We start from the raw sequence: 20,334 nt of genomic DNA on the forward strand, positions 1-20,334 counted from the left end.
CGGCCCGAGGGCCGCCTTTCGATCTGGTCAGACAGATCAGGCCTTTTTCAGTGCCGCGATCAGGGCGTCGATATCGCCCTTTTGCTGCTTGAGCATGGCCCCGATCTCTTCCCGCTCCGAGGCGAGCATGTTCACGCCTTCGATGATGATGTTGAAGAACAGATCGCGCCCCGATTTGTTCGACACATGCCAGCGCAGATCAAAGGGTGCCTCGCCCTTCAGATGCGCAACCGAAATCACCTCGAAATAGCTTTTCAGCGGCTTGGCGTCGGTGACCTCGATGGTGCCCCCGATGAACTCGCGGAAGCGGCGGCCATATTTGCGGCTGATATAGCCCTGATAGGCCGCCGTGAATGCCTTCATCTGCGCCGCCGAGGCGGTGCGGGCAGCAGGGCCAAGCGCCGAACGCGCAATCGCGCCGACATCGGCATATTTCGCGAAGATGCGCTCGAAATCGGCATACATCGCGCCTTCGGCCTTGCCGGAATTGATGACCTTGTTCACCTCGCCAATGGCGCGGTCGATCAGGGCCTTGGCCGAAGCCAGATCCAGCGCCGCCGCAGGGCGGGCGGTCATCGCGGCAGCCGCACCGGCGGCAAGGGTTGCGCCAAAGGCGCGGCGGGTCATCAAAGTCATGTCACCATCACTCCGCATAGGGGTCAATGAAGTCATCGGCACCGCCACCCGCCCCGGTCTGCCCCAGCTCGAACCGGCGGTTCTGCAGATAGAGCAGCCGTGCCTGCGCATAGCTGTCGGCGCTTTCATATAGGATCGAGTCGATCGTATCGGAATAGCGGTCGCGATCACCAAGTTTTGAACCGACCTTGGCAATGGTCGCATAATAGCTTTCCGGCGAGGGCAGCGCGAGGCTGACCGGGTTGGCTGCGATATCAACCGCCGTGCCCACCACATCGCGCACGGTCGAGGGGCCAAGCCCCGGCAATTCGACATAGGGGCCTTCCGCCACGCCCCAGACATGCATGGTCTGGCCGAAATCGGTCTTTTCTTGGTTCAGACCAAAGGACTTCGCCGGATCGAACAGCCCGCCCACCCCCAGCGTTGTGTTGATCGCAAAGCGGAACAGGTTCTTGCCGAAACCGTTGATATTGCCTTGCAACAGGCCGTTCACCATATCGCCCGGCAGATCGAGGTTGGTCGCGAAATTCGCAACACCCGTCTTCACCGGCTGCGGCACGATGGAGCCATAAACCTTGGAGGACGGCCGCACCAGCGCGCGGTCCAGCCCGCGGTTGATGCCATGCATCACGCGGTTGGTGGGTTCATACGGGTCATAGCTGCCCGCAGGCGGCGGCGGGGCAGCGCAGGCACCAAGGCCCAGCGAAAGCAGGGAAACGCCCGCAAGCCTGCCATAATTTTGCAACAATGCCGAATTCAATACACGCATCATCGTCCTGTCGCCTACTACCTTGTCGTATCAGGGGCTAACCAAGGCCTCGCGCCCTGAAAGGCAAGCCTTAAGCGTATCAGGACGACATGACAATTGAAGACCGTGACATTGCGGTGACGAAAGCGTTATGACGCCCAAGGGCTGTCTAAGCCATCGTTAGGATCCTTGGGAGTCATACGAATGAGCCGGAATGAGATCGGCCTGAACATCACGCCGGGTCTGGCGGAACTGCGGGCAGCCCGACGCGAATCGAACGGACTGCTGCTTGCTGTCTTCCTGTTCAGCATCTTTGTGAACATCTTGATGCTGACCGGGCCGCTTTACATGCTGCAGGTCTATGATCGCGTGCTGGGCTCGCGGTCGGAACCGACCCTGTTTGCCCTGACCGGGCTGATCCTGTTCCTGTTCCTGGTGATGGGCGTGCTGGACCATGTGCGCGGGCGCATCATGGCGCGTGTCGGTGCCGCCTTTCAGGCGCGCCTTGACCGTCGCACCTTTGAAGCCGCGCTGAAACGCGCGCAGGTTGCGCCATCTGACCCCGCGGCCAATGCCGCGCAACGCGATCTGGAGGCGATCCAGCGCCTTTGGGCTTCGCCGGTGCTGCTGGCCGTCTTTGACATTCCCTGGGTTCCGATCTTCTTCGGGGCCATCTTCATCTTCCACCCGATGATGGGTTGGCTGTCGGTTGCGGGTGGGGTGATCCTGATCATCGTGACCGTGCTCAACCAGCGTTCCACCAAGATCCCACTGCAGCGCGCCAACAGCGCCTCGCTGGTCGCCGAACGGATGTCCGACACGCTGAAGGCCGAATCCGAGATCGTGCAGGCCCTCGGGATGCGCGAAGCGGGTTTCAGCCGCTGGCAACAGGCCCGCGGGGCGGCGCTGAAGGAAAGCATCGCTGCCGCAGATGTGGGCGGCAGCTATTCGACGCTGACCAAGACCTTTCGGCAATTCCTGCAATCGGCGATCCTTGGCCTGGCCGCATGGCTGGTGCTGCGAGGCGAGTTGTCCTCGGGCGCGATGATCGCGGGCTCCATCCTGATGGGCCGGGCGCTGGCACCGATCGAGGTGGCGGTGACGCAATGGGCCGTGGTGCAGCGCGCCCAGGAGGCATGGTATCGTCTGGCCGAACTTTACAGCCGCGTCCCCGAAGAAGACAGCCGCACCGCGCTGCCGCGCCCGCGTGCCATTCTGGACATCCAGAACCTGACCATGGTGCCGCCGGGTGAAAGCTATGCCACGCTGCGCATGATGAACTTCACCCTGCAACCCGGACAGGCGCTTGGCGTGATCGGGCCGTCGGGGTCGGGCAAGTCGACGCTGGCGCGGGCCATCATCGGCTCCTGGCCACCCGCAGGCGGCAAGGTGCGCCTCGATGGGGCCGCCCTTGACCAATATGACCCGGACGTTCTGGGCAGCTATATCGGCTATCTGCCGCAGCGCGTGACGCTGTTCGAGGGCACGATTGCCGAGAACATCGCCCGTCTTCAGGCCAATCCCGATGGGCTGAAAGTGGTGGAGGCCGCCAAGAAGGCCGCCGCCCATGACATGATCCTGCGCCTGCCCGAAGGCTATAACACCCGCGTCTCGGCGCTTGGCGGGCGGCTGTCGGGTGGCCAGATCCAGCGCATCGGCCTGGCCCGTGCGCTTTACGGCGATCCGGTCATCATCGTGCTGGACGAGCCGAACTCCAACCTCGACAACGAGGGGTCTCTGGCGCTGAACGAGGCGATCAAGCAGATGAAGGCGGCGGGCTGCGCCATCCTCATCATGGCGCACCGCCCTGCCGCGATCCAGGAATGCGAATTGCTTCTGGTGATCGAGGAAGGCACCCGCCGCGCCTTCGGGCCGCGCGATCAGGTGCTGCGCGAGATGGTGAAAAATCATGGCGAAATCAGCCGCAGCGCGGGGCCGGGTGGCGTGACCTGATCCAAGGTCACAGTCCCCATCGCCACGCCCCGCAACGGAGATCCCCCAGATGAGCGACCCCAACACCCATTCCGAAGCCGGGGGCAAAGCCGCCCCGGCAGGCGGCAATGCCACCGCATCGCCTGCGCCCGCCGCAAGCAGCCCTGACGCGGCCACGACCATCGAAGGCCGCGCCGAACAGACCCCTGCGCCCCCCCCGACCACCCGACGCGAAACTGCCCCCGCCGCACCGCCGCGCGGCGTGGTCGAGGCCCCCATGCGCAGTCAGGCAGCAGGCTGGTCCGCCAAACGCCATGTCATCATTGGCCTTTTCACCACCGCCATTCTTGTGGGGGGCTTTGGCGTCTGGGGCGTGGCGACCAATATTGCCGGTGCCGTCGTCGCCTCGGGCCAGATTGAGGTCGAAAGCCACCGTCAGGTCGTGCAGCACCCCGATGGTGGCGTGGTCGAGGCGATTCATGTGCAGGAAGGCCAGACCGTTGCGGCAGGCGACCTGCTGCTGACGCTGGATGGTGCGGCGCGGCGGTCCGAGCTTGCGATTGTCGAAGGCCAGCTGTTCGAGCTGATGGCGCGGCGCGCCCGCCTCACCGCCGAACGCGACGACGCCAAGACTGTCACCTTCCCGCAAGAGCTGGTCGAGACTGGCGCGCAACGCCCCGAAGTGGCAGAGCAGATGGAAGGTCAGGTCCATCTTTTCGACGCACGTCTGGAAACGCTGGCGAAACAGACCGAACAGATGGCCGAACGCCGCGCGCAGATCCTGTCGCGGATCGTCGGGATCGATGCGCAGTCCAAGGCGCTGGTTGTGCAGCTGGAGCTGATCAACAAGGAACTGGTCGACCAGCAAAGCCTGCTCGACAAGGGGTTGGCACAGGCCACCCGCGTCTTGGCCCTGCAACGCGAAGCCGCCCGCCTGGAAGGCCAGGTCGGAGAATTGACCGCCTCGCGCGCGCAGGCCGAGGAAAACATCTCCGAGATCGATCTGGAGGTGCTGCGCCTTGGTGCCGCCCATCGCGAAGAGGCCAATACCCAGCTGCGTGACATCGGCAGTCAGGAACTGGAACTGGCGGAACGCCGCCGCGCCTTGATCGAACAGGTCAACCGGCTGGAAATCCGCGCGCCGGTCTCGGGCGTCGTGCTGGGCCTGCAGGTCACCACGCCGCGCGCGGTGCTGCGCCCGGCCGATCCGGTGCTGTATCTGATCCCGCAGGATCGCCCGCTGGTCATCGCGGCTCAGGTCTCGCCCCTGCATGTCGACGAGGTGTTCCCGGGGCAGGAAGCCAAGCTGCACTTCTCGGCCTTCTCCTCGCGCACCACGCCGGAACTGGTCGGACATGTCACCGTGGTCTCTGCCGATGCCCTGGTCGACCAGCGCACGCAGGCCTCATACTACCGGATCGAGATCGTCCCCGATCCGGGCGAGCTGACAAAGCTTGGCGGGCAGGTCCTGCTGCCCGGGATGCCGGTCGAGGCCTTTATCCGCACCGGCGACCGCTCGCCGATGGCCTATTTCGTGAAACCCTTCATGGATTACTTCAATCGCGCCTTCCGCGAGCAGTAATCCCGGCCAATCAAGGCACAAAGGGGCGGCATCTGCCGCCCCTTTTGCGTCACGCGCCTTTCACTTGCCGCCCCCCGCGCTTGCCGCTAGCCTCCCGCCCAAACAACAGGAGGCCCCCATGTCCATCGAAGCCCGTCTTGCCGATCTTGGCATTTCCCTGCCCGAGCCGCGTCCGCCGGTCGCCAATTATGTGGGCTATGTCATCACCGGCAACCTTGTGCATATTTCGGGCCAGATCAGCTCGGATGCCAATGGCCTGATCATTGGCAAGCTGGGGGCCGATCTCAGTGTCGAGCGCGGAGCAGAAGCCGCACGCGGCTGCGCGATCTCGCTGCTGGCACAGGTGAAGATGGCCTGTGGCGGCGATCTGTCGCGCATCAAGCGGCTGGTCAAGCTGGTGGGTTTCGTGAACTCCACCCCCGATTTCACCGACCAGCCCAAGGTGATCAACGGGGCCTCTGATCTTATGGTCGAAGTGCTGGGCGATGCCGGGCGTCATGCCCGCGCCGCTGTCTCGGCACCGTCGCTGCCGCTGGGCGTTGCGGTCGAAATCGACGCGATCTTCGAGATCGCCTGATGCAATCCCCTGCCCTGCCGCCCGCCTTTCTGCGCCTGCCACTTGCGCATCGTGCCCTGCATGACCGCGCGGCCGGTCGACCGGAAAACAGCCGTGCGGCCATTCGCGCCGCGGTGGCGGCAGGCTACGGGATCGAGATCGATATCCAGCTTTCGGCGGATGGTGCGGCGATGGTGTTCCATGATGAACGCCTTGACCGCCTCACCGCCGAAACCGGCTGGGTGAAGGATCGCACAGCCGCCGATCTGGGCGCGATCCGCCTGCTGGATGCCGAGGATGGCATCCCGACCCTGGCCGAAGTTCTGGAGATCGTCGCGGGCGCGGTGCCGCTGTTGATCGAGGTGAAGGACCAAACCCTGACCCCGGATGGCCGCATCGGCCCGCTGGAGGCCGCGATTGCCAAAGCTCTGACCGGCTATGCTGGCGATGTGGCGCTGATGTCCTTTAACCCCGATGCGGTGGCCGAACTGGCCAGACTCTGCCCCGCGACCCCGCGCGGGATCACCACCGGCGGCTATGATTACGATGGCTATGCCCCGCTTGCCCCCGATCTGTGTGACCGTCTGCGCGAAATCCCCGATTTCGACCGCACCGGCGCCAGCTTCATCAGCCATGAGGCCGCCGACCTGTCCCGCCCGCGCGTAGCCGCGCTCAAGTCCCAGGGCGCGCATATTTTGTGCTGGACCATCCGCTCGGCCGAAGCCGAGGCAACTGCCCGCCAGATCGCCGAAAATATCACCTTTGAGGGTTATCTGCCGCCGCTTCCGGCCTGACCCTCTCATCTGTTTCCAAATTATCCTCGGGGGTCCGGGGGCAGACAGCCCCCGGCAGCCGCCGCAGATTACAGGCACGCCATGACCGGCTTGACCGCCAGCTTCACCGACAGTTTTGCCGCGATCCCCGAACTCGCCTGGGATGCGCTGGCCCGCAGAGGCGATCCCTTCACCAGCCACCGCTTCCTGCGGGCCTTGGAGACGTCCGGCTCCATTGGTCCCGGCACGGGATGGGAGGCGCATCCGCTGCTGATCCATGAGGGTGACCGCCTGATCGCCGCAGCCCCGCTTTTTGCGAAATCGCACAGTCAGGGCGAATATATCTTCGATCACGGCTGGGCCGAAGCCTATGAGCGCGCAGGTGGCCACTACTACCCCAAGCTGCAGATCGCGGTGCCCTTCACCCCCGTCACCGGCCCGCGGCTGCTGACCCTGCCGGGCTTTGAAAACACCGGCCGCGCTGCGCTGATCGAAACCGCCGTGGCACTGGCAGAGCAGAACAAGCTGTCATCTTTGCACCTGACCTTCTGCACCGCCGAGGAGGCCGAGGCAGGTGCCGCCCTTGGGCTTTTGCCGCGCAGCAGCCAGCAGTTCCACTGGTTCAATGACGGCTATCACAGCTATGACGATTTCCTCTCCAGCCTCGCCTCGCGCAAGCGCAAGGCCCTGCGGCGCGAGCGCGAGATTGCGAATGGCCATGGGCTTCAGATCGTCTCGCTGACCGGCGACGCGATCCTGCCTGCACATTGGGATGCCTTCTGGGCCTTTTATCAGGATACGGGCGCGCGCAAATGGGGTCAGCCCTATCTGACCCGCGCCTTCTTTGACGCGCTGCACGACAATATGCGCAATGATATCCTGCTGGTTCTGGCGCTGGATGAGGGGCGCCCCGTCGCCGGTGCACTGAACTTCATCGGCACAGATTGCCTTTATGGCCGCTATTGGGGCTGCATCGCGGATTACCCCAGCCTGCATTTCGAACTGTGCTATCATCGCGCCATCGACTGGGCAATCGCGCATGGGTTGCGTCGGGTCGAGGCGGGCGCGCAGGGCGAACACAAGCTGGCGCGCGGCTATCTGCCGGTCGAAACCCATTCGCTGCACTGGCTGCGCGATCCGGGATTTGCCCGCGCGGTGGCGGATTTCCTGGCCCGCGAACGCGCCGCCGTGGATGAGGAGATCGAGGTGCTGACCAGCTATGGCCCGTTCCGGCGCGGCCCAAGGCAGCTGGACGAATAGCCATGTGCAGAACACGATTTCCACAAATCCGCGACCCTTACCCCAGATACATGACCGGCAAATCATGTGACAGTCGGGCCCGGCCATGCGATGCTGCCCCATCGCCATGGGCACCCGCGCCGGGGGCCGAAACCCATCAGACCCAGATTGACCGCAGAAGGTGATTGCATGACCGGATCGCGCCCCGCCCTGCTGACCGATGCCGCCCGCGCCGAGGCGCTGCCCGCCCTGATCACCAGCGGCTGGCACCCGGTCGCGGGGCAGGATGCGCTGCGCAAGGTTCTGAAATTCCGTACCTTCTCTGAGGCCTGGGGCTTCATGACTCGCGCAGCCCTGACGGCCGAGAAGCTGAACCACCACCCGGATTGGCGCAATGTCTACAATCTGGTCGACATCACCCTGACCACGCATGACTGCAAGGGCCTGTCAGAACTGGATCTGAAACTCGCCCGCGCCATGAACCGTCTGGCCGCGGGGGCCGAGGTGCTGGGGCCGAATGATCCGCTGGTTTGTGGGTGTCAGACCTGAACCGGACCGGATCCCAATTCGCCCGAAAATTCAGAAGGCTTTGGCGGCCCGCAAAGGGCAGCCCGGCCCTCAAGATCCCCCGGCCCCGCATAGCGCCGGGGGACACTCGCGCTCAGATCGCGTCCAGCAGCGCCTCGCCGCCGGAGACGGTGCATTGGCCAGCATTTTCTTCGACCTGAAGCACCTTGACCACACCGCCCTCGGCGTAAAGCGCATAGCGTTTGGAGCGGTCGATCAGCCCGGCGGCCGGCACGCTGAAGTCAAGGCCGATGGCCTTGGTGAACGCGCCATCGGCATCGCCCAGGAAGGTGATCCCGGCGGCGGTGGCACCCGTCGACTCGCCCCAGGCCTTCATCACGAAGGGGTCATTGACCGAGACGCAGATGATCTCGTCCACGCCCTTGGCCGCGAACTTGTCCTTGGTGCGCATGAAGCTCGGTACATGGGCGGTGGTGCAAGTGCCGGTATAAGCGCCGGGCAGGCCAAAGATCACAACCTTGCGGCCCTGCAGTTTCGCGCCAAGATCCACCGCTTCCGGGCCATTGGCCCCCATTTGCAGCAGCGTGGCACCTGGCAGGTTCGCCCCCTCAGAAATCGTCATTGTCCGTCCCTCGCGCGTTGCGTTTCCGATACCGGCAGATATAGGGTCCAAGCGGCGGGCGGGCCAGAGAAATCCGGCCCAATGCGGCGGCGGAGACAAGGGAGGCGGATCACATGGCGCATTTCGTAGTGGTGGGGGCAGGTCAGGCAGGATCGGCCCTCGTGGCGCGACTGCGCGCCAACGGGTTTGACGGGCAGATCACCCTGATCGGCGACGAGGCCGCGCCACCCTATCAGCGCCCGCCTTTGTCCAAGGCCTATCTGCTGGGCGAGATGGAGCTGGACCGGCTCTATCTGCGACCGCTGGAATTTTATGCCGAGAAAGACATCACCCTGCGCCTTGGACAGCCGGTGACGGCCATCGACACCAAGGCCCAAAGCCTGACCCTGGGCGATGCGGTGCTGCATTACGATGCGCTGGCCTTCACCACCGGGTCGGTGCCGCGCCGCCTGCCCGCCAGTGCCGGGGGCGATCTGGATGGGGTTTTCACCGTGCGGACGCTGGCCGATGTGGACGCGATGCGCGACCGTTTCAAGCCGGGCGCGCGGGTCGTCATCATCGGCGGTGGCTATATCGGGCTGGAGGCCGCAGCGGTGGCCGCCAAGATGGGGCTGGAGGCCACGGTGATCGAGATGGCACCGCGCATCCTGCAACGGGTGGCATCGCCGGAAACCGCTAACCATTTCCGCACCCTGCATGGTGCGCATGGCGTCCGCATCATCGAGGAAACCGGGCTGGATCAGCTGATCGGCACGGATGGCCTCAGCGGCGCGGTGACGGCGGCGCGCCTGACCTCGGGCGAGGAAATCCCTTGTGATTTCGTCATCGCGGGCGTCGGCATCCTGCCGGTCACCGATCTGGCGGAGGCTGCGGGCTGCGTGATCGAGAACGGCATCCGCACCGATGAGCAGGGCCGCACCTCGGTGCCGCATCTCTGGGCGGCGGGCGATTGCGCCAGTTTTCCACACAAGGGCGGGCGGCTGCGGCTGGAATCGGTCGGCAATGCCATCGATCAGGCCGAGATCGTCGCCGACAACATGATGGGGGCGGCCAAGAATTACGAGGCAAAGCCGTGGTTCTGGTCGGACCAGTTTGATTGCAAGCTGCAGATCGCGGGTCTCAATATCGGCTATGACCGCATCATCACCCGCGGCAGCGGCGAGGCGGTGTCATTCTGGTATTATCAGGGTGATACGCTTCTGGCCGTCGACGCCATGAACGATCCACGCGCCTATATGGTGGGCAAGCGGCTGATCGAGGCCGGCCGCTCGCCCGACCCGGCGGCGGTGATGGAGGCCCCTGACCTGAAAGCGCTGTTGAAATGAGGATCATCGGCGGCGCATCGCGTGGCCTGAAGCTGGCCGATGTCGGCGAGGGCGATGCGCAGGCCCATCTGCGCCCGACCTCTGACCGCGTGCGCGAGGCAATCTTCAACCTGCTGATCAATGGTCGCGTTGCGCAAGCGGGCGACCCGGTCAGCGGTGTCCGGGTGCTGGATCTGTTTGCGGGCACAGGCGCCCTTGGGCTGGAGGCGCTGTCGCGCGGGGCGGCGCATGTGGCCTTTGTCGATGACGGCACCGCCGCCCGCGCGCTGCTGCGCCGAAATATCGAGCTGATGCGGGCCATGGGGGCCACCGATGTCTGGCGGCGCGATGCCACCAGCATGGGACCGAACCGCGGCGCGGGCTTTGGTCTGGTCTTCATGGACCCGCCCTATGGCAAGGGGCTGGGCGAAAGGGCACTGGCGTCGTGCATCGCGGGCGGCTGGCTTTCCCCCGGCGCGCTGATCGTCTGGGAGGAAAGCACGCCCCCCGCCCTGCCCGCCGGGATCGAGATGATCGACCAGCGCAGCTATGGCGGCACGGTGATCACGCTGGCGCGGACAGTATGAACGACGATATCCGCCTGACAAGCCACGCCACACCCGGCCAATCGACAGCCACGATCCTGCGGGCCATCGACGACAGCCCCGGACAAGGACGCCGCAAGCAGCTGGCCTTCGCGTTGATGCTTCTGGGGGCGCTTCTGTTTGGTGGCGCGATGACGCTGATCGGGGCAATTCCCCTTACAGTCGGGCTTGTGATTTCCGTCGCGGCCCTGTTTGGCGCGCTGATCGGTATGCAGATTGCAATCCGCATGAATGGCGCGGCCATCCAACGCCTGCAAGCTGCCGACTGGCGCTGGCAGCAGGGACTGCCCATGACCTTGCGCCCCGATGGCCTTGTGCTGGAGGCGCGGCTGGTGCCATGGGATGCCGGGCACGGCACCTCACGGCTGAAGGACGCGACCGTCCTGCATCTGGGGCGGCTTGACACCGTGGTCATTCCCGATGCCGATCTGCCGCCTGGTCTTTCGCCCGAGAACCTGCAAACAAAAATCGCCGGCTGGAGATCGCAATGCCCCCCGTTCTGAGACCTGCCGCCGTTCTGTTCGATTGCGACGGGGTGGTGGTCGACAGCGAACCTGCAACCTTCGATCTGCTGGCGGAAGATTTTGCTGCGCGCGGGTTGCATCTGAGCCATGCCGAGATGGAACAGCGCTTTCTGGGCGGCACCATCGAGCGGTGCGGCCGTATAGCGGCTGAACTGGGTGCCAATATTCCCGCCGACTGGTCCGCGCAATTCTATGAGGCGCTTTATGCAAGGCTGGCGCAGGGCACCGCGCTGATCCCCGGTGTCGTGTCGGTCTTTGACGCGCTGGATGCAGCTGCCATTCCCTATGCCATCGGCTCGAACGGCACGATGCGCAAGATGCAGGTGACTTTGGGCCAGCATCCGACGCTTGCCACGCGGCTAAAGGGGCGGATCTTTTCCGGCCTGGATCTGGGGATGCTGAAACCCGCGCCAGACCTTTACCTGCACGCGGCCCAGGCCCTGAATGCCGATCCCGCAACCTGTGTGGTGATCGAGGATAGCGCAACCGGCGCGCGCGCAGCACAGGCCGCCGGGATGCGCTGCATGGGCTATGCCCCGACAGGCGCTAGCATAGCGGCCTTGACCGAAGCAGGGGCGCACACATTCACCCGCATGGAAGATCTGCCAAGGCTTCTTGGCCTTTGACGCCTTGAATGCAGGTATAAAGGCCCGGGCTGTTACAGCCCCGGCAGGCCCATTTCCGTCAGCTTCGCCAAGGCAGCCTCCTGCCCGTCGCAGGATTTCAGCCGGATCGCGACCCGGCCCGCAAAGCCGAAGCGCCCGGTTTTCTCGGGCCGCAGGGTGATGACCAGCCCTTCGGCCCCGACCATCGCCGCAGCAATCGCATCCTCGGCCCCGAAATCTTCGTCATTGACCTCGAACCAGATCGGGCCGCCCGTCATGGCCTGCCGGAACAGGGCATAGGCCTCGTCGCGGGCGTCGACAAAGCCCACAAAGAGCGTGCCATCCTCGACCGCGACCGTCGCATAGGCTGCCTTCACCACAAGATCGCTCACCACTGGCCCCTTCATCTGTCTCTCTGCGGCTGTCTAGCGGCTTTTGCCTGGGCAGGCAAAGGGCGCTGCATGGCGGGCCGCAGACGGCCCGGATCGAACCACCAGCCCCGCGACCGGACCACGCGCCTCGTCTACCCCGCCCTGTTTGACCGCGCCTTGTTTGAATACCCGCATCTGCACGGTGCTGCAGGCCAAGACGCTGGGGGCGATGCGGGCGGCCGCGCACGGAAAGACCTGGATGAAAGGATTGGCCGAAACGGCAACGGCGCGCCCCGCAGGGGACGCGCCGCGCAAACATGGGCACCACATTTGGACAGAGGAACTCTTCAAGCGCCCATGCTTTCGTTCGGTATGCGGCCTTACTTCAGGCGCTCAACCACATTGCTGGCGAAGGCATCAATCATCGCGCGGTAATGCTCCGGCGCATCGGTCATGCTGACGATTGCCACAGATCCTTCCGGCAGGAACTTGCTTGCGGCGCTCATCGAAATCGACAGCTCATAGGCGTCATATTTCGAGTTGTCATCGCTCGAAATCATGACATTGCCCTTGAGTACCGAGTCCTCGGCCCCGATCGACGCCTCAAAGCTGTTCGCCAGCGAGATTTCATCGATGTCGACGGTGATGCGCGAGCCTTTTTCGGCAACCCGGTCGGACACGCGGGCGAGAATTGCGGCCTCAATGTCCTTGGCCACGCCGCCCCAATAGGTCGCGGCACGCTCATTCTTGATCGCGGTGATGTCAGCCTCGACCTTGACGCTTTCCACCGGGGTATCGGTCGCGGCCCATGCCATCGGCGAGAGCGGTGCAACAAGCGCGGCCGAGAGGGCGAGAATACGCAGAGTCTTCATGGTCAACCTCCTGAACATAAACAGGAAAGCTCATTGCCTTCCATCACACAGACAACTCGGCGGATCAGGATACGGTTCCGACAACTGCAAATTATTTTCTGTGTGATCGGCTAAAACAGGGCCCATCAGCTGATAAAAAATGCGACGGGGCGTATCGGCCCCGCCGCATTTCAAGACATGCTTGTCATCGCGCCTTATGGATCGCGTCACCCTGCAAATGCGGGGCAATGCGCGGTCAAGTCAGGCTGTCAGCGTTTCCGTGGAGGCGAAGAACATCGCCTGCGACACCGCAGATCGCAGCTGCGTCTCCGAGAACGGTTTCGTGATCAAAAAGGCCGGCTCTGGCCGTTCGCCGGTCAGCAGGCGCTCCGGGAAAGCCGTGATGAAGATCACCGGCATCGCGGTCGTCTTCGACAGGATCTCGTTCACCGCATCGATGCCCGAGGAATTGTCGGCCAACTGGATATCCGCCAGGATCATGTCGGGGCGCTCACGCGCCGCCAGTGCCACCGCCTCGTCGCGGGTGCGGGCGATGCCGGTCACCCGGTGGCCGATCTCGCTCACGATGTCCTCGATATCCATCGCGATGATCGCCTCATCCTCGATGATCATCACCTTGCCCGAGACCGAATCCTCCATTTCGCGCAGCGCAATCGCGACCAGTTCCGCGGCCTCATCGGTATCGGTGCCAAGGATCTCGGCAATGTCCGAATCGCGAAACTCTTCGATGACCGACAGCAACAGCGCCTCGCGCGAATTGGGCGTGATCAGGCGCGCCATATGCCGCTCGGCCCGGGCAGCAAGCCCGCCATCCACCTCGCCCACCGGGGCACCGGCGCTGGACCAGACCAGATGGAAGGCACGAAACAGCGCAACCTTGGGAGAGGAGGCGGACCGAACGGCGTCCAGATCCTCGAGCAGCGCCTCCAACGTGGCGGCTGCAAAACGGTCGCCACTGGCCTGGCTGCCCGTCAGGGCGCGGGCATAGCGCCGCAGATAGGGCAGGCTTTCTGCGATGGCGGTCGTAAGATCAGCGGGCATCATATTTTCCCCAAGTTTTTTCCGACTGTCGGGGAACCAAACACCGAATGAGCGGTTCGGTTCCATAGAAGTTGTGCCGCGCGAACGCCACGAGTGATGAATGACATGACCAGAACATCTAGAAAGTCCAGCCTGCACCAGCAGATCGACGAGAACCTAAAACGCGTTTTCGAGGAAACGCTTCAGCAGGACGTGCCTGACCGCTTCATGGATCTGCTGGCGCAGCTGCGTGCGAAGGAAAAGGCTGGCGATGCTGGTCCAGCCGTGCCTGAGGCGTCATCTCTGACCGAAACCACAGATCAGACCGGAGCATCTGACGCCGGAAAGGGCCTTGGGTCATGACCGCAACCGAGATTCGCGATCCAAGAGACGAGTTGCCGGAGCACCTGCCCTCGCTGCGTGCCTTCGCCCTGTCCCTGACCCGTAATGCCACCGAGGCCGACGACCTCGTGCAAGAGACCGTGGTCAAGGCCTGGTCGAACTTTGACCGCTTTCAGCCCGGCACCGATTTGCGCGCCTGGTTGTTCACCATTCTGCGCAACACCTTCTATTCGGTGCGCCGCAAGCTGCGCCGTGAGGTCTCGGACCCCGATGGCATTCATGCGCAGGGCCTGTTTGACAAGCCGCAACATGATGGCCGGCTGGCGATGAATGATTTCGTCCGCGCCTTTGACCAGCTTTCGCCCGAACATCGCGAGGTGCTGACGCTTGTGGGGGCCAATGGCTATTCTTGCGAGCAGGTATCAGAGATGATCGGCGTCGCGGTCGGCACGGTGAAAAGCCGCACAAATCGCGCGCGGCAGCGGCTGGCGCAACTGTTGCAACTGGAAGATGGCGAAGGCCTGCTTGACACCCAGCCTGCAGAAATGGCGGCAGTTATGGGCAGGTCCGGCACTCAGGCGGCCTAATACTGGCCGCATAAGGCTGGCCGCATGAGATACGGGCCGCTCAAATCTGCAATAGACAGGATCATATTCCGGTGCACCAATCCGCCCCGAAACAACCTGAGCGGCGCGAGGGACGGCGCAGCCCCCTGTCGCAGCTTGCCTTCCGGCTGATGATAACCTTTGGCGTCGCGCTGATGCCACTTGCCCTGCTCAGTTTTGTGCAGATGCAACAATATCAGCAAGAGGCAGATGCCCGTGCCGAGGCCGCGGTTCTGGGTGCCACCATGCAATCGGCGCTGCCGCTGATCGATCAGTTCACGCGCGCCGAAGGCGCGGCTTCGGCGCTTGCCGCCGCTGTTGTGCCGGTGATCGACGATCCGCAGGCCTGTGCCGCGCTGATGGAGCAGTTCTTGCAGATGCCGGAAAATGCCATCTACAGTTTTGCAGGCTATGTGCCGCGCAATCTGCGCATGGAATGCAGCCCGAATGGGCCACTGGACCTCAGCAACCGGGCCGACCTTGCGGCGGTGATGGATAGTGGCAAACCATCGATCCGCGTCAGCCAGTCGGGTGCCGTCTCCCGCACCAGCGTTGTCGTCATCTCGCATCCCGTCAGCACAGCAAGTGGCGGCTTCAGCGGAATGCTGTCGATCTCGATCCCGCATCACGCGCTGGAATTGGGCGGTGCCGCCCTCCAGGTCACAGATACCGCGCAGGCGTCGGAAATCGGTCTGCTGACGGTAAATGACAACGGCGATGTGCTGACCGCCAGTGCGGGCTTCGAGACCGCCGATATGCACCTGCCCGACAGCCCGGATCTGCGGGCCTTGCTGGATGCGCGCCCGCGCAGCTTTACCGCATTGTCCCGCAAGGGCGAGGCGCGGATCTTTGCGATCGTGCCGCTCCATTCCTCGGGGATCCACCTGATCGGCAGTTGGCCGCTGACGCGCACCGATGCGCGGCTTTTTGATGTGAAGATGCCCATCCTTGCCTTCCCCGCGCTGATGTGGCTGGCCAGTCTGCTGGTGGCGCAACTGGCCGCCGAACATCAGGTGCTGCGCCATATCCGCAAGCTGCGCAATGCGATCACCCAGTTTGCCGATGGCAGCCGCCGGGTGATCGGCCCGGACCTGCATGATGCGCCAAATGAATTGCGCGCACTCGGCAATGCCTTTGACGGCATGATGAGTTCGGTCACCCGCGACGAGGCAGAGCTGGAAGACACGATCCACCAGAAAGAGGTGCTGCTGCGCGAAGTGCATCACCGGGTGAAGAACAATCTGCAGTTGATTGCATCAATCATAAACATGCAGATCCGCAAAGCCCGCAGCCCAGAGTCGCGTGGCCTGCTGAAAAGCCTGCAGGACCGGGTGATGAGCCTCGCCACCATCCACCGCGAACTTTATCAGACGACAGGCGGCAGCGACATCAGCGCCGATGAGTTGCTGGGCAATATCGTCAACCAGATTCTGCGCATGGCTGCACGCCCCGGTGAGCCCTTCGAGGTCGATACGGCCTTTGCCGATTTGCGGCTGACCCCGGATCAGGCGGTGCCGCTGTCGCTTCTGGTGACCGAGGCGCTGACCAATGCGCTGAAATATGCGGGTGCCCCGCCCGGCAAGCGACCGCACTTGTCCGTGCGGCTGGAGATGCAGGACGGCAACCGCGCGCGCGTCACCATCCGCAACAGCGCCCATGCCGGGCGGCATCAGGTGGACCCGGCGCTGGATGGTCCCGCGGAAGGTTCCGGTCTTGGTGAGGCGCTGGTGCGGGCGTTTGCGGCCCAGCTTGGGACCACGACCGAGGTGAAGGTCGACGAGACCAGCTATCAGCTCAGTTTCTCATTCTTGCCGACCGCATTGCGCGACGCAGAGGAGCGTCTGCAAAGCTGACCTGACACTCGTCTGCGCGCATTCGGCCCCGGCTGCCTGCGCGGGGCCTGCGACCGGCCAGATCAGAACACCCCCACCTCACGGCCCCGGATCACCTGCTGGCTGCAACGCATCACGGTGCCGGTGCGCGCATCGACCGCTGCAAGATCGCGGATGAGCGTGGCAATCCGAGACTGCCCGCGAAGGCGTGTGGCTGCGCATTCGGTCATGGGCCAAGGCCCTGTGCATCCCCTGCCCGATCCGCCCAGACCTGCGCCCGCGTGATCGGTGCGGTCATCCTTTGCGGCCAGATCAGCGCGCGCGCCCGTCAACGCCCGATATCGCCGACTGCGATCAAGGGGGCCGCCCGTTCACAAAGACCACAGAGAAAGCCGTCGATTGTTCACGCCGACCTGTTCCACGCGCCCCCTGCGAAACGTGCAAATTCCACCGCCCAGCGACGGAACCGCCCCCCCGCCGGAACGTTTGTTCTGCAGTAGGCGCCGGACAGGCGTTGTTGCAGATCAGGAGGTCATCATGTTGGGTTGGGCTGTTACATTTCTTGTGATTGCTTTGGTCGCTGCCGTGCTCGGCTTTGGCGGCATCGCCGGGACGGCTGCTGGGATCGCAAAGATCCTGTTCTTCGTCTTCATCGTGCTGTTCGTGATCGCGATGATTTCGCGCGCCGTGAAGGGCCGTCCGCCGCTGTAAGCGCCCGCTGTACGCGAGCCCCCTTCACATTGCAGGCGGTTCAAACTGAGGTGATTCCGGCGACGGGGTCACCTCAGATACGTTTAAGGACCTGGCGTTTCGCGCAATGGCGTCTTGGCCTCAACGTTTCGGGCCCAGCGTTTCAGGCACAGGGCCCCGCAGAATCACGGTCAATCCGATTGCAGCACGGCAAAGCATAGCGCCCCACGTCCGGCAGGCACCGCGCCCGTCGCATGTCTCAACATCACAAATCTGCAATCGCCAGCAACAGCAAGCGCGCCGCACAGCCGTTGCATCCCATGACCGACCATGCTGCGAAGATCTGGAAGCATTGCCGAATGGGGCGCGCATTCGCATCCGCAGACTTGCCACCGCAAAGGCAAAACGCTTTGCAGACGCGGAAGCGTCACCACTGTAAGATCTTGATTTCTGGAGATTTTACAGTGGTGAGCCGGACAGGATTCGAACCTGTGACCCGCTGATTAAAAGTCAGCTGCTCTACCAACTGAGCTACCGGCCCGCCGTCTGTGAGCGGGTATCTACGGGCAGCGCGCCGGGGGGTCAAGAGCGAAAAACTGAAAAAAGTGGGTCTCTGGAAAATTCCCTGTATCCGGGTTAGAAGGCGCGCATGACAGAGCCATCTCCCCAAGGCCTGCCGTTCATGAAGATGCACGGTGCAGGCAACGATTTCGTGATCCTCGACTCGCGCACAGGCGGGGCGGTGACGACGCCTGCCTTGGCGCGTGCCTTGGGTGACCGCCATCGCGGCGTGGGCTTCGATCAGTTGGCCGAGATCCGTGCCTCTGATGTCGCTGATTTCGCTCTGGATTTCTGGAACAGCGATGGCAGCCGCACAGGTGCCTGCGGCAATGCCACGCGCTGTGTCAGCGATTACATGATGCGTCAACTGGATCGCGATTCGCTGACGCTGGTCACGCAGCGCGGGGAATTGCAGGCGCGGCGTCTGAAGGATGGTCGGGTCAGCGTGAATATGGGCCATCCGATCCGCGACTGGCAGGCGGTGCCATTGTCCCACGCGGTGGACCCCGACCATCTGCCGCTGCCGGGCGATCCGGTGGCGGTCGGCATGGGCAACCCGCATTGCGTGTTCTTTGTCGAGAATGCCGAGGCGGTGGATCTGGCGGTTCAGGGCCCGCGCTTTGAACATGACCCGCTGTTCCCGCAGCGCGCCAATATCGAATTTGCCAGCCTGATCGCCCCGGATCATCTGCGGATGCGCGTATGGGAACGCGGCGCAGGCGTGACGCTGGCTTGCGGCTCCGGTGCCTGCGCCACCGCCGTGGCCGCGCATCTGCGGGGCCTGACCGGGCGCCATGTTCGGCTGGATATGGATGGCGGCTTGCTTGAAGTCGACTGGCGCGATGACGGGGTCTGGCTTGCCGGGCCGGTCGCCCATGTCTATGACGCGGTGTTGCCCCCGGCCTTCCTTGCCGCCCTGCAGGACGTGACCCCGTGACCAGCCCGATCTTCTCCACCCTTGGCTGCCGCCTCAACGCCTATGAAACCGAGGCGATGAAAGAGCTTGCCGCCGCCGCCGGGGTGGGCAATGCGGTCGTGGTCAATACCTGCGCCGTCACCGCCGAGGCCGTGCGCAAGGCCAAGCAGGAAATCCGGCGGCTGGCCCGCGAGAACCCCGGTGCCCCGGTCATCGTGACAGGCTGCGCGGCGCAGACCGAGCCGGAAACCTTTGCCGCGATGCCCGAGGTCACCCGCGTCGTCGGCAATACCGAAAAGATGCAGGCCGAGACCTGGAATACCCTGCGGGTGCCCGATCTGATTGGCACCACGGAAAAGGTGCAGGTCGACGACATCATGTCTGTGCGCGAGACCGCCGGCCATCTGATCGACGGTTTCGGGCGGCACCGCGCCTATGTGCAGGTGCAAAACGGCTGCGATCACCGCTGTACCTTCTGCATCATCCCTTATGGGCGCGGCAATTCGCGCTCCGTCCCCGCAGGCGTGGTGGTCGAACAGATCAAGCGCCTTGTCGGCAAGGGCTTCAACGAGGTGGTGCTGACCGGGGTCGATCTGACCTCCTGGGGGGCCGATCTGCCCGCGACACCGCGCCTGGGCGATCTGGTGATGCGGATCCTGAAACTGGTGCCGGATCTGCCGCGCCTGCGCATCAGTTCCATCGACAGTATCGAGGCCGACGAGATGCTGATGCAGGCCATCGCGACCGAGCCGCGGCTGATGCCGCATCTGCACCTCTCCTTGCAGGCTGGCGATGACATGATCCTGAAACGGATGAAGCGCCGCCATCTGCGCGATGACGCGATCCGCTTCTGCGAGGAGGCGCGCAAGCTGCGCCCTGACATGGTATTCGGGGCCGATATCATCGCAGGCTTCCCGACCGAGACCGAGGCCATGTTCGACAACTCCTTGAAACTGGTGGAAGATTGCGGCCTGACCTTCCTGCATGTCTTCCCGTTCAGCCCGCGCAAGGGCACCCCCGCCGCGCGGATGCCGCAGGTGCGCGGCCCTGCGATCAAGGACCGCGCCGCGCGCCTGCGGGCAGCAGGCGGGGCGTCTCTGACACGCCATCTCTCTGCGCAGGTCGGTTCCACCCATCGCGTCCTGATGGAAGGCCCGCGCCTTGGCCGGACCGAGCAGTTCACCGAGGTGGCGTTCAGCAGCGACCAGCCGGAGGGGCAGATTCTGACCCTGCAAATCTCGGGCCGCAACGACACGCAACTGACCGCCTGAGCGGGCAGACCAGCCGCCCCCGTGCCTGGGACACCTGCAACCGGCACGCCTTGCGGCCAAGAGGCTGAGAGGCTGAGAGGCTGAGAGGCTGAGAGGCTGAGAGACTGAGAGGCTGAGAGGCTGAGAGGCTGAGAGGCTGAGAGGCTGAGAGGCTGAGAGGCTGAGAGGCTGAGAGGCTGAGAGGCTGAGAGGCTGAGAGG

At 64.0% G+C, this 20,334-nt stretch carries 23 protein-coding genes and 1 tRNA gene; 16 read left to right on the plus strand and 8 right to left on the minus strand.

All coding sequences use genetic code 11. The features are described 5' to 3' along the window. Window positions 1–36 precede the first annotated feature (36 nt). Window positions 37–636, minus strand: a complete 600-nt coding sequence (locus tag GBJ34_RS18215) for an MlaC/ttg2D family ABC transporter substrate-binding protein (RefSeq protein ID WP_226341262.1) — start codon at window positions 634–636, stop codon at window positions 37–39. 7 nt (window positions 637–643) lie between these two features. Beyond that, window positions 644–1,408, minus strand: coding sequence for an MlaA family lipoprotein (locus GBJ34_RS18220; protein WP_151720629.1), 765 nt, complete (start codon window positions 1,406–1,408; stop codon window positions 644–646). Between the two features lie 180 nt (window positions 1,409–1,588). On the opposite strand from GBJ34_RS18220, the gene GBJ34_RS18225 reads away from it, so the two are divergent. From GBJ34_RS18225 to GBJ34_RS18250, 6 genes are all read left to right on the plus strand, one after another. After that, window positions 1,589–3,337, plus strand: a complete 1,749-nt coding sequence (locus GBJ34_RS18225) for a type I secretion system permease/ATPase (protein ID WP_151720630.1) — start codon at window positions 1,589–1,591, stop codon at window positions 3,335–3,337. A 256-nt stretch (window positions 3,338–3,593) separates the two neighbouring features. Beyond that, a complete protein-coding gene (locus tag GBJ34_RS18230) occupies window positions 3,594–4,898 on the plus strand; it encodes an HlyD family type I secretion periplasmic adaptor subunit (protein ID WP_151720651.1) in 1,305 nt (434 codons plus the stop codon). 118 nt (window positions 4,899–5,016) lie between these two features. After that, a complete protein-coding gene (locus GBJ34_RS18235; protein WP_151720631.1) occupies window positions 5,017–5,475 on the plus strand; it encodes a RidA family protein in 459 nt (152 codons plus the stop codon). Then, window positions 5,475–6,248, plus strand: coding sequence for a glycerophosphodiester phosphodiesterase family protein (locus GBJ34_RS18240; protein ID WP_151720632.1), 774 nt, complete (start codon window positions 5,475–5,477; stop codon window positions 6,246–6,248). The genes GBJ34_RS18235 and GBJ34_RS18240 overlap by 1 nt, the downstream gene beginning before the upstream one ends. Window positions 6,249–6,329: 81 nt before the next feature. Then, complete coding sequence (locus GBJ34_RS18245) at window positions 6,330–7,487, plus strand: GNAT family N-acetyltransferase (protein WP_151720633.1); 1,158 nt, start codon at window positions 6,330–6,332, stop codon at window positions 7,485–7,487. A gap of 168 nt (window positions 7,488–7,655) precedes the next feature. Beyond that, window positions 7,656–8,015, plus strand: coding sequence for a 4a-hydroxytetrahydrobiopterin dehydratase (locus tag GBJ34_RS18250; protein ID WP_151720634.1), 360 nt, complete (start codon window positions 7,656–7,658; stop codon window positions 8,013–8,015). A gap of 112 nt (window positions 8,016–8,127) precedes the next feature. Here the strand turns inward: GBJ34_RS18250 and GBJ34_RS18255 are convergent, their stop codons facing one another. Beyond that, entirely contained in the window at window positions 8,128–8,616 is a 489-nt protein-coding gene (locus GBJ34_RS18255) for a peroxiredoxin (protein WP_151720635.1), read from the minus strand. Window positions 8,617–8,729: 113 nt separating this feature from the next. Here GBJ34_RS18255 and GBJ34_RS18260 point away from each other — a divergent pair, with 113 nt between their 5' ends. The 4 genes from GBJ34_RS18260 to GBJ34_RS18275 are packed head-to-tail and all read left to right on the plus strand — an operon-like array spanning window position 8,730 to window position 11,675. Further along, entirely contained in the window at window positions 8,730–9,941 is a 1,212-nt protein-coding gene (locus GBJ34_RS18260; RefSeq protein ID WP_151720636.1) for an NAD(P)/FAD-dependent oxidoreductase, read from the plus strand. After that, window positions 9,938–10,507 (plus strand): 16S rRNA (guanine(966)-N(2))-methyltransferase RsmD, encoded by a 570-nt coding sequence (gene rsmD, locus GBJ34_RS18265; protein ID WP_151720637.1) that lies wholly within the window; start codon window positions 9,938–9,940, stop codon window positions 10,505–10,507. The genes GBJ34_RS18260 and rsmD overlap by 4 nt, the downstream gene beginning before the upstream one ends. Further along, window positions 10,504–11,028, plus strand: coding sequence for a hypothetical protein (locus GBJ34_RS18270; protein WP_151720638.1), 525 nt, complete (start codon window positions 10,504–10,506; stop codon window positions 11,026–11,028). Before rsmD ends, GBJ34_RS18270 begins: the two co-directional genes overlap by 4 nt. After that, window positions 11,013–11,675: an HAD family hydrolase gene (locus tag GBJ34_RS18275; protein WP_151720639.1), complete on the plus strand. Its 663-nt coding sequence runs from the start codon at window positions 11,013–11,015 to the stop codon at window positions 11,673–11,675. Before GBJ34_RS18270 ends, GBJ34_RS18275 begins: the two co-directional genes overlap by 16 nt. 32 nt (window positions 11,676–11,707) lie before the next feature. Here GBJ34_RS18275 and GBJ34_RS18280 read toward each other — a convergent pair whose 3' ends face one another. The 3 genes from GBJ34_RS18280 to GBJ34_RS18290 all read right to left on the minus strand — a co-directional run bounded on the left by GBJ34_RS18280 (window position 11,708) and on the right by GBJ34_RS18290 (window position 13,941). After that, window positions 11,708–12,046 (minus strand): hypothetical protein, encoded by a 339-nt coding sequence (locus tag GBJ34_RS18280; protein WP_151720640.1) that lies wholly within the window; start codon window positions 12,044–12,046, stop codon window positions 11,708–11,710. 359 nt (window positions 12,047–12,405) lie between these two features. Further along, the gene (locus tag GBJ34_RS18285; protein WP_151720641.1) at window positions 12,406–12,897 is read right to left on the minus strand and encodes a hypothetical protein; all 492 of its coding nucleotides are present in this window, start codon (window positions 12,895–12,897) and stop codon (window positions 12,406–12,408) included. 240 nt (window positions 12,898–13,137) lie between these two features. Further along, entirely contained in the window at window positions 13,138–13,941 is an 804-nt protein-coding gene (locus tag GBJ34_RS18290) for a response regulator (RefSeq protein WP_151720642.1), read from the minus strand. Window positions 13,942–14,043: 102 nt separating this feature from the next. Here GBJ34_RS18290 and GBJ34_RS21260 point away from each other — a divergent pair, with 102 nt between their 5' ends. From GBJ34_RS21260 to GBJ34_RS18305, 3 genes are all read left to right on the plus strand, one after another. Then, window positions 14,044–14,280: a NepR family anti-sigma factor gene (locus GBJ34_RS21260; protein ID WP_151720643.1), complete on the plus strand. Its 237-nt coding sequence runs from the start codon at window positions 14,044–14,046 to the stop codon at window positions 14,278–14,280. Beyond that, a complete protein-coding gene (locus GBJ34_RS18300) occupies window positions 14,277–14,846 on the plus strand; it encodes an RNA polymerase sigma factor (protein WP_151720644.1) in 570 nt (189 codons plus the stop codon). The genes GBJ34_RS21260 and GBJ34_RS18300 overlap by 4 nt, the downstream gene beginning before the upstream one ends. Before the next feature lie 71 nt (window positions 14,847–14,917). Beyond that, window positions 14,918–16,717, plus strand: a complete 1,800-nt coding sequence (locus GBJ34_RS18305; RefSeq protein ID WP_151720645.1) for a histidine kinase dimerization/phosphoacceptor domain -containing protein — start codon at window positions 14,918–14,920, stop codon at window positions 16,715–16,717. Between the two features lie 62 nt (window positions 16,718–16,779). Here the strand turns inward: GBJ34_RS18305 and GBJ34_RS20640 are convergent, their stop codons facing one another. Further along, a complete protein-coding gene (locus tag GBJ34_RS20640; RefSeq protein WP_192931281.1) occupies window positions 16,780–16,926 on the minus strand; it encodes a hypothetical protein in 147 nt (48 codons plus the stop codon). 307 nt (window positions 16,927–17,233) lie between these two features. Between GBJ34_RS20640 and GBJ34_RS18310 the strand changes: the two genes are divergently transcribed. After that, entirely contained in the window at window positions 17,234–17,407 is a 174-nt protein-coding gene (locus GBJ34_RS18310; protein WP_151720646.1) for a DUF1328 domain-containing protein, read from the plus strand. A gap of 444 nt (window positions 17,408–17,851) precedes the next feature. On the opposite strand, the gene GBJ34_RS18315 is transcribed toward GBJ34_RS18310, so the two are convergent. Next, window positions 17,852–17,927: transfer RNA gene (locus GBJ34_RS18315), tRNA-Lys, on the minus strand. Between the two features lie 108 nt (window positions 17,928–18,035). Between GBJ34_RS18315 and dapF the strand changes: the two genes are divergently transcribed. Beyond that, complete coding sequence (gene dapF, locus GBJ34_RS18320; RefSeq protein WP_151720647.1) at window positions 18,036–18,884, plus strand: diaminopimelate epimerase; 849 nt, start codon at window positions 18,036–18,038, stop codon at window positions 18,882–18,884. After that, complete coding sequence (mtaB, locus tag GBJ34_RS18325; protein ID WP_151720648.1) at window positions 18,881–20,134, plus strand: tRNA (N(6)-L-threonylcarbamoyladenosine(37)-C(2))-methylthiotransferase MtaB; 1,254 nt, start codon at window positions 18,881–18,883, stop codon at window positions 20,132–20,134. The genes dapF and mtaB overlap by 4 nt, the downstream gene beginning before the upstream one ends. The last annotated feature ends 200 nt before the right edge of the window (window positions 20,135–20,334 follow it).

Origin of the sequence: Gemmobacter serpentinus (assembly GCF_008973825.1) — a bacterium.
Lineage (GTDB): Bacteria > Pseudomonadota > Alphaproteobacteria > Rhodobacterales > Rhodobacteraceae > Gemmobacter > Gemmobacter serpentinus.

Coding starts and splice junctions, on each gene's coding strand:
- GBJ34_RS18270 (WP_151720638.1), top strand. CDS start 10,504: ATGAACGACGATATCCGCCTGACAAGCCACGCCACACCCGGCCAATCG.
- rsmD (WP_151720637.1), top strand. CDS start 9,938: ATGAGGATCATCGGCGGCGCATCGCGTGGCCTGAAGCTGGCCGATGTC.
- GBJ34_RS18255 (WP_151720635.1), bottom strand. CDS start 8,616: ATGACGATTTCTGAGGGGGCGAACCTGCCAGGTGCCACGCTGCTGCAA.
- GBJ34_RS18225 (WP_151720630.1), top strand. CDS start 1,589: ATGAGCCGGAATGAGATCGGCCTGAACATCACGCCGGGTCTGGCGGAA.
- GBJ34_RS18235 (WP_151720631.1), top strand. CDS start 5,017: ATGTCCATCGAAGCCCGTCTTGCCGATCTTGGCATTTCCCTGCCCGAG.
- GBJ34_RS18215 (WP_226341262.1), bottom strand. CDS start 636: ATGACTTTGATGACCCGCCGCGCCTTTGGCGCAACCCTTGCCGCCGGT.
- GBJ34_RS18285 (WP_151720641.1), bottom strand. CDS start 12,897: ATGAAGACTCTGCGTATTCTCGCCCTCTCGGCCGCGCTTGTTGCACCG.
- GBJ34_RS21260 (WP_151720643.1), top strand. CDS start 14,044: ATGACCAGAACATCTAGAAAGTCCAGCCTGCACCAGCAGATCGACGAG.
- GBJ34_RS18275 (WP_151720639.1), top strand. CDS start 11,013: ATGCCCCCCGTTCTGAGACCTGCCGCCGTTCTGTTCGATTGCGACGGG.
- GBJ34_RS18250 (WP_151720634.1), top strand. CDS start 7,656: ATGACCGGATCGCGCCCCGCCCTGCTGACCGATGCCGCCCGCGCCGAG.
- GBJ34_RS18245 (WP_151720633.1), top strand. CDS start 6,330: ATGACCGGCTTGACCGCCAGCTTCACCGACAGTTTTGCCGCGATCCCC.
- GBJ34_RS18300 (WP_151720644.1), top strand. CDS start 14,277: ATGACCGCAACCGAGATTCGCGATCCAAGAGACGAGTTGCCGGAGCAC.
- GBJ34_RS18240 (WP_151720632.1), top strand. CDS start 5,475: ATGCAATCCCCTGCCCTGCCGCCCGCCTTTCTGCGCCTGCCACTTGCG.
- GBJ34_RS18220 (WP_151720629.1), bottom strand. CDS start 1,408: ATGATGCGTGTATTGAATTCGGCATTGTTGCAAAATTATGGCAGGCTT.
- GBJ34_RS18260 (WP_151720636.1), top strand. CDS start 8,730: ATGGCGCATTTCGTAGTGGTGGGGGCAGGTCAGGCAGGATCGGCCCTC.
- GBJ34_RS20640 (WP_192931281.1), bottom strand. CDS start 16,926: ATGACCGAATGCGCAGCCACACGCCTTCGCGGGCAGTCTCGGATTGCC.
- GBJ34_RS18290 (WP_151720642.1), bottom strand. CDS start 13,941: ATGATGCCCGCTGATCTTACGACCGCCATCGCAGAAAGCCTGCCCTAT.
- GBJ34_RS18310 (WP_151720646.1), top strand. CDS start 17,234: ATGTTGGGTTGGGCTGTTACATTTCTTGTGATTGCTTTGGTCGCTGCC.
- dapF (WP_151720647.1), top strand. CDS start 18,036: ATGACAGAGCCATCTCCCCAAGGCCTGCCGTTCATGAAGATGCACGGT.
- GBJ34_RS18230 (WP_151720651.1), top strand. CDS start 3,594: ATGCGCAGTCAGGCAGCAGGCTGGTCCGCCAAACGCCATGTCATCATT.